The organism is Leclercia sp. Colony189 (assembly GCF_009740165.1).
In the GTDB taxonomy this organism is placed as follows: domain Bacteria; phylum Pseudomonadota; class Gammaproteobacteria; order Enterobacterales; family Enterobacteriaceae; genus Enterobacter.
The window spans coordinates 1,710,970-1,726,589 of record NZ_CP046557.1 but is presented as its reverse complement, the minus strand read 5'-3'; the positions used below and the strand labels follow the sequence as shown (position 1 = coordinate 1,726,589).

Annotated in this window: 15 protein-coding genes and 1 tRNA gene; 6 read left to right on the top strand and 10 right to left on the bottom strand. The window is 56.1% G+C overall.

Annotated elements, in window-relative coordinates:
* Window positions 1–40: 40 nt before the first annotated feature.
* The 5 genes from GNG29_RS08035 to GNG29_RS08015 form a co-directional block, all read right to left on the bottom strand.
* Window positions 41–2,137, bottom strand: a complete 2,097-nt coding sequence (locus GNG29_RS08035; RefSeq protein ID WP_103178974.1) for a pyrroloquinoline quinone-dependent dehydrogenase — start codon at window positions 2,135–2,137, stop codon at window positions 41–43.
* Between the two features lie 12 nt (window positions 2,138–2,149).
* A complete protein-coding gene (locus GNG29_RS08030; RefSeq protein WP_103178973.1) occupies window positions 2,150–2,515 on the bottom strand; it encodes a hypothetical protein in 366 nt (121 codons plus the stop codon).
* Between the two features lie 232 nt (window positions 2,516–2,747).
* Window positions 2,748–4,745, bottom strand: a complete 1,998-nt coding sequence (locus GNG29_RS08025; protein ID WP_103178972.1) for a choline BCCT transporter BetT — start codon at window positions 4,743–4,745, stop codon at window positions 2,748–2,750.
* 228 nt (window positions 4,746–4,973) lie between these two features.
* Window positions 4,974–5,061 (bottom strand) — tRNA-Ser (locus tag GNG29_RS08020).
* Between the two features lie 145 nt (window positions 5,062–5,206).
* Entirely contained in the window at window positions 5,207–6,835 is a 1,629-nt protein-coding gene (locus tag GNG29_RS08015) for an ABC transporter substrate-binding protein (protein WP_156654233.1), read from the bottom strand.
* A gap of 267 nt (window positions 6,836–7,102) precedes the next feature.
* Between GNG29_RS08015 and yccA the strand changes: the two genes are divergently transcribed.
* The gene (gene yccA, locus GNG29_RS08010; RefSeq protein ID WP_103823337.1) at window positions 7,103–7,762 is read left to right on the top strand and encodes an FtsH protease modulator YccA; all 660 of its coding nucleotides are present in this window, start codon (window positions 7,103–7,105) and stop codon (window positions 7,760–7,762) included.
* Between the two features lie 86 nt (window positions 7,763–7,848).
* Window positions 7,849–8,178: a sulfurtransferase TusE gene (gene tusE, locus GNG29_RS08005; protein WP_103823605.1), complete on the top strand. Its 330-nt coding sequence runs from the start codon at window positions 7,849–7,851 to the stop codon at window positions 8,176–8,178.
* On the opposite strand, the gene yccX is transcribed toward tusE, so the two are convergent.
* The 3 genes from yccX to GNG29_RS07990 all read right to left on the bottom strand — a co-directional run bounded on the left by yccX (window position 8,175) and on the right by GNG29_RS07990 (window position 9,875).
* Window positions 8,175–8,456 (bottom strand): acylphosphatase, encoded by a 282-nt coding sequence (gene yccX, locus GNG29_RS08000; protein ID WP_156654232.1) that lies wholly within the window; start codon window positions 8,454–8,456, stop codon window positions 8,175–8,177. The genes tusE and yccX overlap by 4 nt on opposite strands.
* 61 nt (window positions 8,457–8,517) lie before the next feature.
* Window positions 8,518–9,246: a helix-turn-helix transcriptional regulator gene (locus GNG29_RS07995; protein WP_409201136.1), complete on the bottom strand. Its 729-nt coding sequence runs from the start codon at window positions 9,244–9,246 to the stop codon at window positions 8,518–8,520.
* A 71-nt stretch (window positions 9,247–9,317) separates the two neighbouring features.
* Entirely contained in the window at window positions 9,318–9,875 is a 558-nt protein-coding gene (locus GNG29_RS07990) for a kinase inhibitor (RefSeq protein ID WP_156654230.1), read from the bottom strand.
* A 175-nt stretch (window positions 9,876–10,050) separates the two neighbouring features.
* On the opposite strand from GNG29_RS07990, the gene rlmI reads away from it, so the two are divergent.
* Window positions 10,051–11,241 carry a 23S rRNA (cytosine(1962)-C(5))-methyltransferase RlmI gene (gene rlmI / locus GNG29_RS07985; RefSeq protein WP_156654229.1) on the top strand — a complete coding sequence of 397 codons (1,191 nt, stop codon included), beginning with the start codon at window positions 10,051–10,053 and terminating at the stop codon, window positions 11,239–11,241.
* A gap of 59 nt (window positions 11,242–11,300) precedes the next feature.
* Complete coding sequence (gene hspQ / locus GNG29_RS07980; protein ID WP_103823342.1) at window positions 11,301–11,618, top strand: heat shock protein HspQ; 318 nt, start codon at window positions 11,301–11,303, stop codon at window positions 11,616–11,618.
* Between the two features lie 37 nt (window positions 11,619–11,655).
* Here the strand turns inward: hspQ and GNG29_RS07975 are convergent, their stop codons facing one another.
* On the bottom strand, window positions 11,656–12,069 hold the full coding sequence (locus tag GNG29_RS07975; RefSeq protein ID WP_103178964.1) for a CoA-binding protein: 414 nt from the start codon (window positions 12,067–12,069) through the stop codon (window positions 11,656–11,658).
* A 170-nt stretch (window positions 12,070–12,239) separates the two neighbouring features.
* Between GNG29_RS07975 and csgI the strand changes: the two genes are divergently transcribed.
* Together csgI and mgsA are read left to right on the top strand one after the other, a co-directional pair.
* Window positions 12,240–12,902, top strand: a complete 663-nt coding sequence (gene csgI / locus GNG29_RS07970; RefSeq protein ID WP_156654228.1) for a curli synthesis inhibitor — start codon at window positions 12,240–12,242, stop codon at window positions 12,900–12,902.
* Between the two features lie 79 nt (window positions 12,903–12,981).
* The gene (gene mgsA / locus GNG29_RS07965; RefSeq protein WP_156654227.1) at window positions 12,982–13,440 is read left to right on the top strand and encodes a methylglyoxal synthase; all 459 of its coding nucleotides are present in this window, start codon (window positions 12,982–12,984) and stop codon (window positions 13,438–13,440) included.
* 39 nt (window positions 13,441–13,479) lie between these two features.
* Here mgsA and helD read toward each other — a convergent pair whose 3' ends face one another.
* Window positions 13,480–15,534 carry a DNA helicase IV gene (gene helD, locus GNG29_RS07960; protein WP_103178961.1) on the bottom strand — a complete coding sequence of 685 codons (2,055 nt, stop codon included), beginning with the start codon at window positions 15,532–15,534 and terminating at the stop codon, window positions 13,480–13,482.
* Window positions 15,535–15,620 lie beyond the last annotated feature (86 nt).

Below are 15,620 nucleotides of genomic sequence, written 5' to 3'. Positions count from 1 at the left end.
GCCCACAGGCCCCATTATGATGACATTGCGCGTCGAGGAATTATTCAGGCAGGGCGTAAACCACAACCTGGTCGCCTACCTGATCCTTCAGGATCGTATTCCCGCCCGCGACAAACGCCACATACTGACGCCCTTTGTACTCATAGACCGACGGGTTCGCCACAGCCGGGGCTTCAACCTGATCGGACCATAGCTCTTCACCGCTTTCCACGGAATAAGCGCGTACTTTGGCATCCATAGAGGCACCGATGAAGATCACGCCACCCGCGGTGATAGCCGGTCCGCCGATGGTTGGGGAGCCCCAGCTTTCCGGCATAAAGAAGCCGTACTGCTGCGAGGCGCCAACCGGACGACGCCACTTCACGTCACCCGTATGCATATCCAGCGCGACGATTTCACCAAACGGCGGTTTCCAGCACGGCATGCCCAGCCAGTTATTGGCGACCAGCAGACGCATGCCGTAAGGCGCGCCTTCCTGCGGTGCAAAGCCGCTCTCGTTACCGGCGGTTTTATCGGCTTTATCGTAATCTTCGCGGCTGTAGAGCTTCACGTACTGCACGATATGCGAGGTGTTGACGATAGCGATCTGCTTATTCGGATCGAACGCCACCCCGCCCCACTGCACGCCACCGGCGCTGTCCGGATAGGTCAGCGCCCCCTCGCCTTTGGCGGTAGGCGGTGTGTACATCCCCTCATAGGTCAGGTTATCCCACAGGCGGGAACATTGACCGGCACCCACCATATCGGCCAGCTTCCAGATCTCCGGCTTTTTCGACTGATCGAGCAGCGGCGCAGGTTTGGTCGGGAACGGCTGGGTTGGCGAAAGTTTTTCCCCCTGCACTGAACCGTCGCCCTGCGGCACCGGACGCTCCTCGATAGGCCAGACGTCCTCCCCCGTCAGACGGTTAACCACAAACAGGAAGCCCTGCTTGGTGGCCTGAACCAGAGCCGGGATCTGCTTGCCGTCTACGGTGATATCCATCAGCGTTGGCGCGGAGTTGATATCGTAATCCCACACGTCGTGATGCACCCACTGGCGGGACCAGACCACTTTACCGGTATTGATATCCAGCGCGGTTGTCGAGGTGCCAAGCGGGATCGCATCTACACGGTTACCGCCCCAGTAGTTAGGCGACGGAGAGGAGACCGGCAGATAAACCAGGCCGTTGGCCTCGTCGGCAGACATGTGCGTCCAGACGTTGGCCGTCCCGGTGCGCTGGCGAATCTCTTCCGGGATCGCCTCGAAGGACCATTCCCGCTCGCCGGTCTGGGCATTGATAGAAAATACGGTGCCCGGAGGTGCTTCGGCATAAGCCCAGTCTTTGCCGGCCCAGCCCACCAGCAGGTGGTTACCCACCACCGTTGGCGGTTGCAGGATGGAGAGCGGGAATTTGGCGTTAACGGTGTTCCACTGATTCACATCCAGCACGCCGTTGTCTGCAAAACCGGTGCAGGGTTTGCCTGAATCGGCATCCAGCGCAAAGAGCTTGCCGTCCACGGTGCCCATATAGACGATCTTCTGGCAGGCTTCGCCGGCGACCGGCTCTTTGGCCTGCCAGTAGGAGACGCCGCGGTTTTTCAGCACCGGCTGGGTTAGCGCTTTACGCGAAGACTTCGTGTCGTAGTGCCACTTCTCTTTCCCGGTGCCTGGATCCAGCGCAATCAGGCGATCGAAAGGGGTACCGATATAGAGCGTCTCGTTAGCAAAAATGGGCGTTGCTGACCAGACGGTTGCAGGGGTGTCGCCTTTACCATCCGACACATCGCCGGTATGGAACTCCCAGATTTTGGTCAATTTACCGACGTTCTCCGCCGTGATCTGGGTCAACGGGCTGTATTTCTGCGCGTTAAGCTGTCCGTGGAAGCTGTCCCAGGTGGCGGCAGAGGGCACCAGCGGGGTCGCTGGTTGCTCAGCCGAAGCCACTTTTTGTCCCTCACTCTGCCCGGTAGAGGCTTCATCGGTGGTTTTGGTGGTTCCCGGCGCCTGCTGATCCGCTGCATCCACGTTGAGCTCTTCTTGCGTTCCCTGAGAGGCCTCAGTGGCTTTCTCCTGCGCCTGCACAGAGAGTGGCGCGATCAGCAGCGCCAGCGCCGTCATGCTGACTTTCATAAAGGGGTAGTGTTTATCGTTATACACGGGTGGGACTCCTCAGGCTCTGACGCGGGTATTGTGGTGAACGGGCTTGCTGCTCAGCATAATCAGACCAATCAGGCCGACCACCATCGCTGCAGTAATGATGTACTGGTGCAGCAGCGCGGCGGCGAACCCAATACCAATGAGTACCACGAGGGTGACGATAACCAGAAAGATACGCGCCCCACGACCAGATGCGGCACGTAACATCAAGGTCAGTACCGCCAGTACCGCGCTGGCAATGGCGACGCCCAGCGCACCGATGGTATCGGTAACGCCGGTAAGAGGCGTCAGCCAGGCGTATAACGCCACCGCGACGCCAATGACCGCAGCCAGCAGCAGCAATATCGTGCCAGCGCGGGAGGATTGAGAATGTAACATAGCAGGAACTCCCCCTATCAAAACAAAATTAACCAATAATTCAGGCTCGTGGATTTATGCGGCTGCGACTTGCATGGGCAATAGCGAAAAACTCAGGCAGTAAGAAAAACAGCGGCATAGATCACTAAACGTAACTGAGTATAGAAGAAGGATTTTAAAGGGGGCGTGCAAACACGGCATAGCCGCGTAGTTGGGCATAAAAAATGCCGCCTGAGGAGGCGGCATAATGATGTTAACGAACCAGATGCAGGAAGTGCAGATGCTTTTCGTACTGGTCGAGAATATCGTTGATCAGCTGCTCCTGGTTCCAGCTCATCACGTCGTAATTCTGTCCCCCTTCTTTGAGGTAGACTTCCGCACGATAGTATCGGTGTTGCTCCGCCTGCTGTTCGTCGTTGTCTATCGCCGACAGGGCAAAGGTCGGAGAGTTATAGCCCCGCAGCCTCACCTCATAGAGGAAGTTCAGTTCGTTGCCTAAGTCCACCTCAAGACGAATACGATCGTCGGAGGCATCGCTGATTCGGCTCACCGTGCCCTGCTTGCTCAACTCCTCCTGCACGAGGATCATCGCCGGTTTGATGACTTCGTCCATAAAGCGTTTCACCAGCGATCGTTTTGGCAGATAGGCAATGTTGCGTAAACGACGCTGCCACGGAATAGGATTGCGGGCCGCGGTCGGCGCAATCGTCGCCATGCTCAGGCTCTCGCGTTTGGTTAAATCCCGACGCAGCGCTTTGAGCAGCCCGTAGATGGAAATCAGCAGGATGATGGAAAACGGTAACGCGCTGGCGATGGTGACGGTTTGCAGCGCGCTTAACCCACCCGCGAGCAGCAGCGCAATCGCCACCACGCCCATCAGCGCGGCCCAGAAAATGCGCTGCCAGACGGGAGTATTGGCCTCGCCGCCGGATGCCAGCGTATCCACCACCATCGCCCCGGAGTCGGCCGAGGTGACAAAGAAGACGATGACCATCGCCATGGCGATAAACGACAGCACAGACGAGAACGGGAAGTGCTCAAGGAAGTTGAAGAGCGCCAGCGCAACGTCCTGCTGCACCGTATTCGCCAGATCGGTTGCCCCCTCGCGCATGATGAGATTGATCGCGCTGTTGCCGAAGACGGTCATCCACATCAGCGTGAAGCCCGCGGGAACAAAGAGCACGCCGGTGACGAATTCACGGATGGTTCTGCCGCGGGAGACGCGGGCGATAAACATCCCGACAAACGGTGACCAGGAGAGCCACCAGCCCCAGTAGAGCAGTGTCCAGCCACCCAGCCAGTTGCTGGATTTTGGCTCGTAGGCGTAAAGGTTGAACGTCTTACTCACCAGCTCGGAGAGATAGCCGCCGGTGTTTTCCACGAAGGATTTCAGCAGCAGCACGGTTGGCCCCAGGCACAGTACCAGCGCCAGCAGCAGTAACGCCAGCCCCAGGTTAAGCTCGGACAGGATACGAATGCCTTTGTCTAGCCCGGAGACCACGGAAATTGTCGCGAGCCCGGTGATGACCACGATCAGGATAACCTGCACCGTTTCGTTGATGGGCACCCCGAAGAGATGATTGAGCCCGGCGTTCACCTGCAGCACGCCATAACCCAGCGAGGTCGCCACCCCAAAAACGGTACCGATAACGGCAAAAATATCAACGGCATGGCCTATCGGACCATGAATTTTGTCGCCAATAATGGGATAAAGCGCCGAGCGCAACGTCAGAGGCAGGCCGTGCCGGTAGCTGAAAAAGGCCAGGATTAGCGCCACAATGGCGTAGATAGCCCATGCATGAAGCCCCCAGTGGAAGAAGGTCAGCCGCATCGCCTCTTTCGCGGCGGTGACGGTCTCGGGCGTACCTACCGGTGGAGAGAGATAGTGCATAACCGGCTCGGCCACGCCGAAGAACATCAGGCCGATCCCCATACCCGCTGAAAAGAGCATGGCAAACCAGGAGTGATAGCTGAAATCGGGCTGGGCATGATCGGGGCCAAGTTTGATATCGCCGTAGCGCGACAACCCCAGGAAGGTCACGCTGAGTAAGATCAGCGCGACCGCCAGGATGTAGAACCAGCTGGCGTTGGTGAATATTTGCTGCTGTAGCAGTTTAAAATTTTTGTCAGCTACGTCAGGAAAAATCGCTGCAAAAGCAACGAGAAGGAAAATTAACAAAGCAGATGTATAGAATACCGCTTTGTTAATCTTGCTTTCAGACTTCTGGGGGATGGTGTTATTTTCACTCATATTTTATCTATTCCATTAATCCGGATGTGAGGAATCACCTCTTTGAGGTTAGCAAATTTACGCTGCTTATGCAGGTGCTGATGACATTGTCATCGGATTATCTCCTTGTGATTACTGGGTTTGATTTATTGAGATCGGGTCTTTAGTTGGCTGACATAATGTCATCGGACAGGTAAAACGACAAAAGAAAAAACCCCGCGATATTGCTATCGCAGGGCTTATCTAATCTGGCGGAAGCGCAGAGATTCGAACTCTGGAACCCTTTCGGGTCGCCGGTTTTCAAGACCGGTGCCTTCAACCGCTCGGCCACACTTCCAGAATGAGGCGAACTATAAACAGCTCCTTGCGCCCTGTAAAGCGTGCCCGCGATCGTTCGCCTGAAAAATAGTCAAAATGCGGTTAATCGGTTGAATAGCCAACATCCTGACCATTTTATCAGCACAAAATCACGCGCTGACCGCTCAATGTTTTTTGATATACATATCCTTGGTGAAGTAGTACCCCAGCTTATCCGGCGTAAATCCGCCCACCCACGGCTTCACCAGATGGGTGCGCACGTAGTGATAGACCGGAATAGCCGGGACATCCCGCGCCAGCAGATCTTCGGCCTGCTGGTAAAATGCCCCGCGCTCGGCGGTGGTTTTCGCCTTCGCGGCATTTGCCAGCGCCTCGTCATAGGCCGCATTACTGTACTGGCTGGTGTTCTGACTGTCACCGGTACGGAAGTTATTCAGGAAAGTCGCCGCATCGTCGAAATCGGCGATCCAGGCGTAGCGCACCGCGTCAAAGTTGTGGGTATGCATGGTGTCCAGCATCGTTTTCCACTCCTGGTTTTGCAGCTTCGCCTCCACGCCGAGGTTTTTCTTCCACATCGAGCTGACGGCAATGGCAATCCGCTGGTGTGACTCCGAGGTGTTATACAGGAGATTAAAGCTGAGCGGGTGGCCGTCGTTAAAGCCTGCTTCGTTCAGCAGTTTTTTCGCTTCGGCGATGCGTTTATCCATCGGCCAGCTGGCGTAATCCGGATTTTTCAGTTTCACCCCGCCGATATCCGGCTGGCTAATCACCCAGGCCGGACGTTGCCCCTGCCCCAGCACCTTCCCGGCAATAATCTCTTTATCCAGCGCCAGGTTCAGCGCCTTGCGCACGCGCGGATCGTTAAACGGCGGCCGGGAGGTATTGAACTGGTAGTAGTAGGTTGCCAGCTGCGGGGAAACATCCACCTCTTTGCCCAGCGTTTTTTGCAGCTGCGCGAACTGGTTGATAGGCAGCGTATAAGCGATATCGATTTCACCCGCCCTGTAGCGGTTCACGTCGGCGGCTTCGGAGGTGATGGGCAGATAAGTCACCTTGTTGATCACCGTATGGGCATTGTCCCAGTAGCGCGGGTTGCGCTCGGCGACGATCCGCTCGTTGACCACCCACTGCTTGAGGGTATAGGCCCCGCTGCCAACAAAGTGCTCCGGCCTGGACCATTTATCGCCGTAGCGACCAATCAGGACCTTATCCACCGGCACCAGCGACGGGTGCGCCAGCATGGCAAGAAATGCCGCGTTGGGCTGATCCAGCGTCACTTCCAGAGTGGTGTCGTTCAGCGCCTTCACCCCCAGGGTATCAGGGGCTTTTTTCCCCTCGGCGATATCGGTGGCGTTGACCATATGCATGTTGCCTGGGAAGCTGGCATACGGCGAGACGGTTTTGGGGTCCACCAGCCGCTGCCAGCTCCAGACTACGTCCTGGGCAGTAATCGCTGTACCGTCGCTCCAGGTAATCCCCGGACGGAGATGGAAGGTCCAGACGGTGTTGTCTTTGTTCTCCCATTTCTCGGCCAGCCGCGGCTGGATCTCACCTTGCGGCGAGACGCTCACCAGCCCGTCGAATATATCGCTGATAATATTGAATTCGACATCGCTTTCGACTTTATGCGGATCGAGCGATGCCGGCTCATTGCCATTATTCCTGACCAGTTCCTGCTTCTCTGCCAGCTCTGTTCCTGCCGGTACACTGGCGGCGAACGCCGTTGTGCTTGCGCACAGGATGCCTGCCGTCAGTAAAGAGAGGGTAAATGTTGCTTGTGATGAGGGTTTCATGTCCTTCGCCTTATAGTTTCGTTTTGACGATGCAAAATAACTCTTAGCGCTGGGGCTGGAATAAGGCAATATATTTCAGTGACCTATAAGAGCTTGATCTGATTAATCCTGACAAACCGGGGTTCGTGCTGCATTGAGCGCATTGCGAAACATTTCATGCTACCTCAATACCTAAGATGCTGAGTAAAGATGGGTAAAACCATTTTATAACCGGCGCGTCGTTTTCTATTCTTGCCGTCAATTACATCTGTCATAAGAGAGTGACTCATGGATCGTATTATTAGTTCTTCACGCGACCGCACATCGCTACTCAGCACCCACAAGGTGCTGCGCAATACCTACTTTATGCTCAGCCTGACGCTGGCCTTCTCCGCGCTGACGGCCACCGCCAGCACCGTACTGATGCTGCCATCGCCGGGGCTGATCCTGACCCTGGTCGGTATGTATGGTCTGATGTTCCTGACCTACAAAACGGCTAACAAGCCGGTAGGTATTTTGTCGGCGTTCGCCTTCACCGGTTTCCTGGGCTACATCCTGGGGCCAATGCTTAACACCTACCTGTCTGCCGGTATGGGCGATCTGATCGGCCTGGCGCTGGGGGGGACAGCACTGGTCTTCTTCTGCTGTTCTGCCTATGTGCTGACCACCCGCAAGGACATGTCTTTCCTTGGCGGTATGCTGATGGCGGGCATCGTGGTGGTGCTGATCGGTATGGTGGCGAACATCTTCCTGCAGCTGCCAGCTCTGCACCTGGCTATCAGCGCCGTGTTCATCCTGATCTCCTCCGGGGCGATCCTGATGGAAACCAGCAACATCATTCACGGCGGTGAGACGAACTACATCCGCGCTACCGTGAGCCTGTATGTATCGCTGTACAACATCTTCGTCAGCCTGTTGAGCATCCTGGGCTTCGCCAGCCGCGATTAACCGACAGTGCTCTATAACCAGCCCCGCTTATGCGGGGCTTTCTTTTTTGGTAAACTGTCGCGGTTTTCGATAATTCCGTGATGATTATGCTGAACTTTGAAGGTAAAGAGATTGAGACCGATAGCGAAGGCTATCTGAAAGAGACCAGCCAGTGGAGCGAAGGGCTGGCGGCGATTATCGCCGAAAAAGAGTCTATTGCCCTGACGCCAGAGCACTGGGAAGTGGTGCGCTTTGTGCGCGACTTCTATCTGGAATTTAACACCTCTCCCGCCATCCGCATGCTGGTGAAAGCGATGGCCAATAAGTATGGCGAGGAGAAAGGCAACAGCCGCTACCTCTATCGTCTGTTCCCGAAAGGCCCGGCAAAACAGGCAACCAAAATCGCCGGTCTGCCTAAGCCCGTGAAGTGCATTTAATAGCGAATACCGAAGTTCACGTATTCCCGGCCGGGTTGATGCGGTTCTGACAGAACCTTTTCAACCCGTGCAATGCGCGGCCCGCCCGCCTTAAGCCAGGCGAGCAGTTTATCGACCTGTTCCGCCTCGCCGCAGGCCACCACTTCGACGCTTCCGTCATCCAGATTACGCGCGTAACCGGTCAGCCCCAGCTCCGTGGCTTCTCGCTGCGTGCTGTAACGAAAGCCCACACCCTGAACCGTGCCGTGAACCCACGCGATAATGCAGACATTTGCCATACTCCCTCCCCTTATCCATGCCTGACCTGAACCCAAAGAATAGCAAATTATGGCTCCAGGTTTAGCGTAGCGTTTTGGGTAAACAGCCGTAATGCTGGCGGAAACGGGCCGTGAAACGCGAGCTGGACAGGTACCCGCACTGCATGGCGATCTCGCCGATGGGCAGGCGGGTCGACTGTAGCTGCGAGAGCGCTACCGCCATGCGTACCTCCTCCACAATCTGGCGAAAACTTTGCGACTCTTCCCGTAAGCGTCGGCGCAAGGTGGGTACGCTTACGGCCAGACGGCTGGCGATCTCCTGCGCGGTCCATGCCTTACCGGGCGACACCATGATGAAATGCCGTACCTGCTCGGTAAGATTGATATTTCTCTCGATAAGCAGCGGCCCTGCCACCCCATCATGCAGCAGCGCCAGCAGGAGCCCGAAGGCCTGATGCTTTTGCAGCTCTTCCGGAAAACCGTGCCGCACCGCATGCAGCAGATTGCTCCACATAAAGGCCAGCCCTTCGCTGAGCGGAGCACACAACGAGTCCGTTCTGGCGCGCGGCCAGGATTGCAGGTAGCGCGTTTTAAACTCGGCGATAATGTCGGGGGATAACAGCAGCAGATCGGAATGAAACAGCTCCTGCGCGGGCTGATTAATGATCTCCATTGGGGTATTCGCCGGAATAATGATTAGCTCATCCGGCGTCGCCACTAAGCGCCGCTCATCCTGAATAATCACCTTGCTGCCGTGTGTAATATGGCAAATGGCCGGGTAAAAAAGCTTTACGTGGTGCAGGCGATGCATTTTGCTGGCATTGACCTCAGCCGCTGTCAGATGATTATGTTGAAAATGAAAATCCTGCACCGGACCACCTTTTATCGTGCGTATGTTGCGGTTAATTGCGCTTTAGCCAGTACATGGCTGTTGAGCATGAAACCGACCAGCGCGCCGCTGGCATTACTGTCGATTGGCAGTTTATCCACATTCAGCGCCCAGACGGTGAACTGATAGGGGTGCGGTTTATCCCCTTCCGGCGGACACGCCCCACCAAAGCCAGCATACCCGAAATCGTTCCGCCCCTGCACCGCCCCTGCGGGTAATTTATCGCTGTCCGTTTTTCCGGCGCCAGCGGGCAGGCTCAGCGTGTGAGCGGGAAGATTGACCAGGGTCCAGTGCCACCAGCCGCTGCCCGTGGGGGCGGCTGGATCGTAGGCCGTGATGGCAAAACTTTTTGTGCCCGCCGGGGGATGCTGCCAGGCCAGCTGTGGCGAGGCATTTCCTCCCTTGCAGCCAAAGCCAGTAAAAACCTGCTGTTGCGTTAAGGGGTGGCCATCGGCGATATCCTGACTGCTGAGACTAAACGGCAACGCCGCAGACGCAGTAAAACTGATTGTCGCCAGCGTAATGACGGCGATGGCAATGTGCTTTTTCATTGTGGTTTCCTTTTGCTGAACCGGAAACCTCACTGTAAAGCTCACGACGAATTCATAATGTGCCTGAGCGATTTTAAAATGTGCCGAAACGCTCAATAGTGTCCGCAGATGATTGCCACTGACCATCTGTGCTACTCTACGCGCCATTTCCCTGGAATCGACAGAACAGAAAATTATGAGTGTACGTTTAGTGTTAGCCAAAGGGCGCGAGAAATCATTGCTGCGCCGCCATCCCTGGGTCTTCTCCGGTGCAGTTGCCCGTATGGAAGGCAAAGCCAGCCTCGGTGAAACCATCGATATCGTTGACCACCAGGGTAAATGGTTAGCGCGCGGCGCATACTCGCCTGCGTCCCAGATCCGGGCGCGCGTCTGGACGTTTGATAAAGATGAATCCATCGATATCGACTTCTTTGTCCGTCGCCTGGAGCAGGCGCAGCAGTGGCGCGACTGGCTGGCAAAACGCGACGGGCTGGACAGCTATCGTCTGATCGCCGGTGAATCCGACGGTCTGCCAGGCGTGACCATCGACCGTTTTGGCAATTTCCTGGTGCTGCAGCTGCTAAGCGCGGGGGCGGAGTATCAACGCGCGGCGTTAATCAGCGCGCTGCAGACGCTGTTCCCTGAGTGTGCCATTTACGATCGCAGCGACGTCGCGGTGCGTAAAAAAGAGGGCATGGAACTGACCCAGGGTCCGGTAACGGGCGAACTGCCACCTGCCCTGCTGCCTATCGAAGAGCACGGCATGAAACTGCTGGTGGATATTCAGGGCGGCCACAAAACCGGTTACTACCTCGATCAGCGCGACAGCCGTCTGGCAACACGCCAGTACGTTGCCGACAAGCGCGTGCTGAACTGCTTCTCCTATACCGGCGGTTTTGCGGTTTCGGCGCTGATGGGCGGATGTCGTCAGGTGGTGAGCGTGGATACGTCCCAGGAAGCGCTGGACGTGGCGAAGCAGAACGTCGAGTTGAACAAGCTGGATCTCAGTAAAGCCGAGTTTGTGCGCGATGACGTCTTTAAGCTGCTGCGCAAATACCGCGACCAGGGCGAGACGTTTGACGTGATCGTCATGGATCCGCCGAAGTTCGTGGAAAATAAAAACCAGCTGATGGGCGCCTGCCGTGGGTATAAAGACATTAATATGCTCGCCATCCAGCTGCTTAACCCGGGCGGAGTGTTGCTGACCTTCTCCTGTTCCGGCCTGATGACCACCGAATTATTCCAGAAAATTATCGCGGATGCCGCTGTAGATGCTGGTCGTGATGTACAATTTATAGAGCAGTTCCGTCAGGCGGCCGATCATCCGGTGATCGCTACCTATCCGGAAGGGCTGTATCTGAAAGGATTTGCCTGTCGCATCATGTAACTTGAAAAGTGGAATGTTGCCCACACCTATAGTGTAAGTAACATTTCCGGGAGGTGACTATGAATGCCAGCAAATTCGGTATCGGCCAGCAGGTCCGCCATTCCCTGTTAGGTTATCTGGGTGTGGTCGTGGATATCGACCCGGAATATTCTCTCGACGAGCCGTCAGCGGATGAGCTGGCGGTGAATGCAGAACTCCGCGCCGCGCCCTGGTACCACGTGGTGATGGAAGATGACGATGGCCAGGCCGTGCATACCTATCTTGCCGAAGCCCAGTTAAGTAGCGAACAGCAGGATGAACATCCTGAACAGCCATCGATGGATGAACTGGCGCAAACGATCCGCAAACAGTTGCAGGCGCCGCGCCTGCGTAACTAATGAAAACCCGGTAGCCCACGGCTGACCGGGTTTTTTATTACTTCGCCATCCCGAGACGTGGGATCTCAATGGCCGGGCAGCGATCCATCACCACATTCAGGCCTGCATCCCGTGCCAGCACCGCCGCCTGTTCATTGATTACCCCGAGCTGTAGCCACAACGTTTTCGCCCCGACCGCAATGGCTTCCTGCGCCACCCCCCAAGCCGCTTCAGAGTTGCGGAACACATCCACCATATCGATTTTTTCCGGGACTTCCGCCAGGGTGCCGTATCCCTGCTGGCCCAGCAATGTTTTACCTGCCACTTTTGGTGATACCGGGATCACGTGGTAGCCCTGGTCGAGCAGGTATTTCATCACCCGATAACTCGGGCGATCGGGCTTATCACTCGCCCCTACCAACGCAATGGTTCGGGTGGTGGTAAGGATGTCAGCTATGTTGTTCTCTTTCATTTATCTCCTCCTGGCTCGTTCAAACCGGGTATCAACGCCGTTAAGTATCTTCTCATCCCATACGTCTGTATGAGGGCAAATTGCCGGACCCTGTCTATATGTTAGTAAATATGATTAACGAAAAATTTTGATACATTATTCAAGACGCATGTCTTTTAAGAGGGCTCACTATGAAAACCGACATTGCCTGGAGTCTGTTTGCGCTGCTCATGCCGGTTTGCGTTTTCGCCACAACGCTGCGGCTCTCTACAGACATCGACCTGCTGGTACTTGATGGCAAAAAAGTCTCCAGTTCCCTGCTGCGCGGCGCCGATAGCATAGAGTTGGACAACGGTCCGCATCAGATTGTCTTCCGGGTAGAAAAAACCATTCGCCTTGGCAATCACGAGGAGCGCATCTATATCTCCCCTCCTCTGGTCGCCAGCTTTAACACCCAGCGGATCAGTCAGGTTAATTTTAGCCTTCCGCGGCTGGAAACAGAAAAAGAGTCACAACTTTTTGATAAATCACCGCAAATCGAATTGCTGGATGGTGACGCGACCCCGATTCCGGTCAAGCTGGATATTCTGGCGATCACCAATACGCCGAACGGCGTCAATTACGAGTACGATACCGAGCGCTATAACAAAGCCGGGCAGAGCGCCTCGATACCGCAGTTTTCTACCACCATGGCGGATGACAGCACGCTCTTGTCCGGCGTGTCTGAACTGGATATGCCGCCACCGCAATCCCAGAGCATGACGGAGCAGCGCCTGAAATACTGGTTTGCCCAGGCCGATCCCGAGACCCGAAGCCGTTTCCTGCAATGGGCGAAGCAACAACCCTCGTCCTGAGCCGCATTTTTTATCCCTTTCTCTTGCAGCGTCAGGTGCTTCCAGTAATCTGTAGCCAGTTAACTAACGGATAGAGACTATGGAACTCACAACCCGCACACTGCCGGAACGCAAACATATCGCCCTTGTCGCGCACGATCACTGCAAACAGATGCTGCTCAACTGGGTTCAGCGCCATAAATCCCTGCTGGGACAACATCAGCTTTCGGCCACCGGAACAACCGGCAACCTGATCCATCGTGAGACCGGGCTGCAGGTGAATGCCATGCTGAGCGGCCCTATGGGGGGCGATCAGCAGGTGGGCGCCCAGATTTCGGAAGGAAAGATTGATGTGCTGATCTTCTTATGGGACCCGCTCAATGCAGTACCGCACGATCCGGACGTAAAAGCCCTGTTGCGTCTGGCAACGGTGTGGAATATTCCGGTCGCCACTAACCTGTCGACGGCGGACTTTATTATCGAATCCCCACAGTTCAACTCGCCGGTGGAGATCCTGATCCCGGATTATCAGCGCTATCTGGCTGAACGTCTGAAGTAAATGCCCGTCCTGCCGGGTGGCGGCTTCGCCTTACCCGGCCTACGGTTTCCGTGCCACCGGCACATCGATGTTTTTCAACATCTCCACAAAGCGTGACGGCTGCTGTTTATTGAACAGCAACCAGACCCGGTGGCGGGCGCGGGTCATCGCCACATATAACAATCGCCGCTCTTCGGCATCGGGAAAGTCTTCAGTCACAGGCAGCAGAGCCTGCTCCATGACCGATTCGCGCGCAGGCGCCGGGAAACCGTCGCTTCCTTCCTGTAACCCCACGACGATGACATAGTCCGCCTGCTGCCCCTTGCTGGCGTGGATGGTCATAAAATCCAGCTGCAACTTTGGCCAGCGGGTCGCGGCTTTCTCCAGGCTGGCGGGCTTGAGATGGTGATAGCGCGCCAGCACCAGAATGCGCTCCTCCGGTCTGGCGTAACCGCTGAGCTTATCCAACAGGGCATCAAGCTGATCGTCTGCCAGCAGCGTGACCGCTTTTTTGTCCCCTGCCGAGAGGCTGTTCAGCGGTTTTGCCAGCTGATGCGGGTTCTGTTGGATAAAGCGGTTGGCAATCTCACCGATCCGGTTATTGAACCGGTAAGTCGTGTCGAGATCGCAGCGATCGCCTTCGCCAAAGTAGTGATGAAACGCGGTAGTCAGCGACAGCTGCGCGCCGCTGAAGCGATAGATCGCCTGCCAGTCGTCCCCCACGGCGAACAGGGTGGTGTGCTTGTTCTGTGCCCGCAGCGCCGCCAGCAGCGCCGCACGCTGAGGGGAGATATCCTGAAACTCATCCACCAGTATGTGTTTCCAGGGGCTGATAAAACGACCTTTTTCCAGAATAACGATCGCCTGATGAATCAGGCCGGAAAAATCAACGGCGTTTTCTGCTTTCAGGGCAGCTTTCCACGCCTTAAGCAGCGGTGCCATCAACTTCACCCGCTTTGAAAACAGCGCCTGCACCTCTTCAGGGGCGCCGGCAATCATCTCTGCCTGAGCGCCACCGTGCATGCGCATCAGGCTTACCCAGCGATCGAGCCGGGGTGCCAGTCGGCGCGCCAGCTTCTCGTTTTGCCAGAAACTGCCCTCCGGCACGTCCCAGTTCAGCTCCTCTTCCAGCCACTGGCGCCAGCCTTTGGCCTGCGCTTTTTTCTCGCTACACTGCTGCTGCCAGGCATCGATAAATAGCTTCTGCCGCGCCGCGGTGTCATTTTCAAGCTCGCTGACCACGGGCACCTTTTTACTCCCCTGCTGAATGATGTGCAGGGCAAGGGAGTGGAAGGTTCGGGCGGTAATGTCGCGGGTATGCAGCCGCGCCTCGATCCGCTCATCCATCTCCTGGGCCGCCTTACGGCCAAAGGCCAGGAGTAAAATCTGATCGGCAGAGGCTTCATTGCGGGTCAGCAGCCAGCCTGCCCTGGCCACCAGCACCGAGGTTTTGCCACTACCGGCACCGGCCAGCACCAGCAGCGACGACTCGCCATTGACCACCGCCCGGGCCTGGGCCGGATTGAGGGGGGAAGACTCAATACCGGCAAAAAAGTCGGCATACTGGCTGAGCATGGCGTCGGTCCACGCCTGATTGTGCGCCAGCCTGCTCTGGTCAATGTCTTCCAGCCAGGCCTGACACTGACGCCAGGCTTCCCGGCAGTTATCAAACTCGTCGAGCCGTGAGACGGACAATGGCAAGGCCTGTAACGCCTGGCGAATTTTTTGCTGCAAACCGAGCGTTTTTTCCCGCGTCAGCCAGCTGTTTTGCTCATTTGTTGCGGCAATGTCATTCAGCGCGTTTTGCAGGACCTGCGCCGCCACCTCACTCATTTCAGCACTCCACTGCTGCCAGAGCGTGTTCAGATGGTGGTGAAAACGCTGGGTTTCCGCCCACTCGGTGCCATGCAGACGGACCACTTTTTCATCGGGCAGAACAAACTCCAGCTCCCCCCAGACCAGGCCGCGTTTGCAGTGAATGGCCAATAGCTGGTTGAAAGGGATGAGATATTCATGACGTTCGCCTGAGACCTTGACCCCGGCGTTGAGCAGAACGACTTTGTCGTACGGATGTTGTGCCAGGCGCTTGCCTAACGATGTTGCTTTCAGTTCCATGTCCAGCCTGATCCACGACGTGAATAATTGCATAACAGTTTAACTGCCAGTTTTCAGGTGCTCCAGCGCAAAAAAACGTTACAATC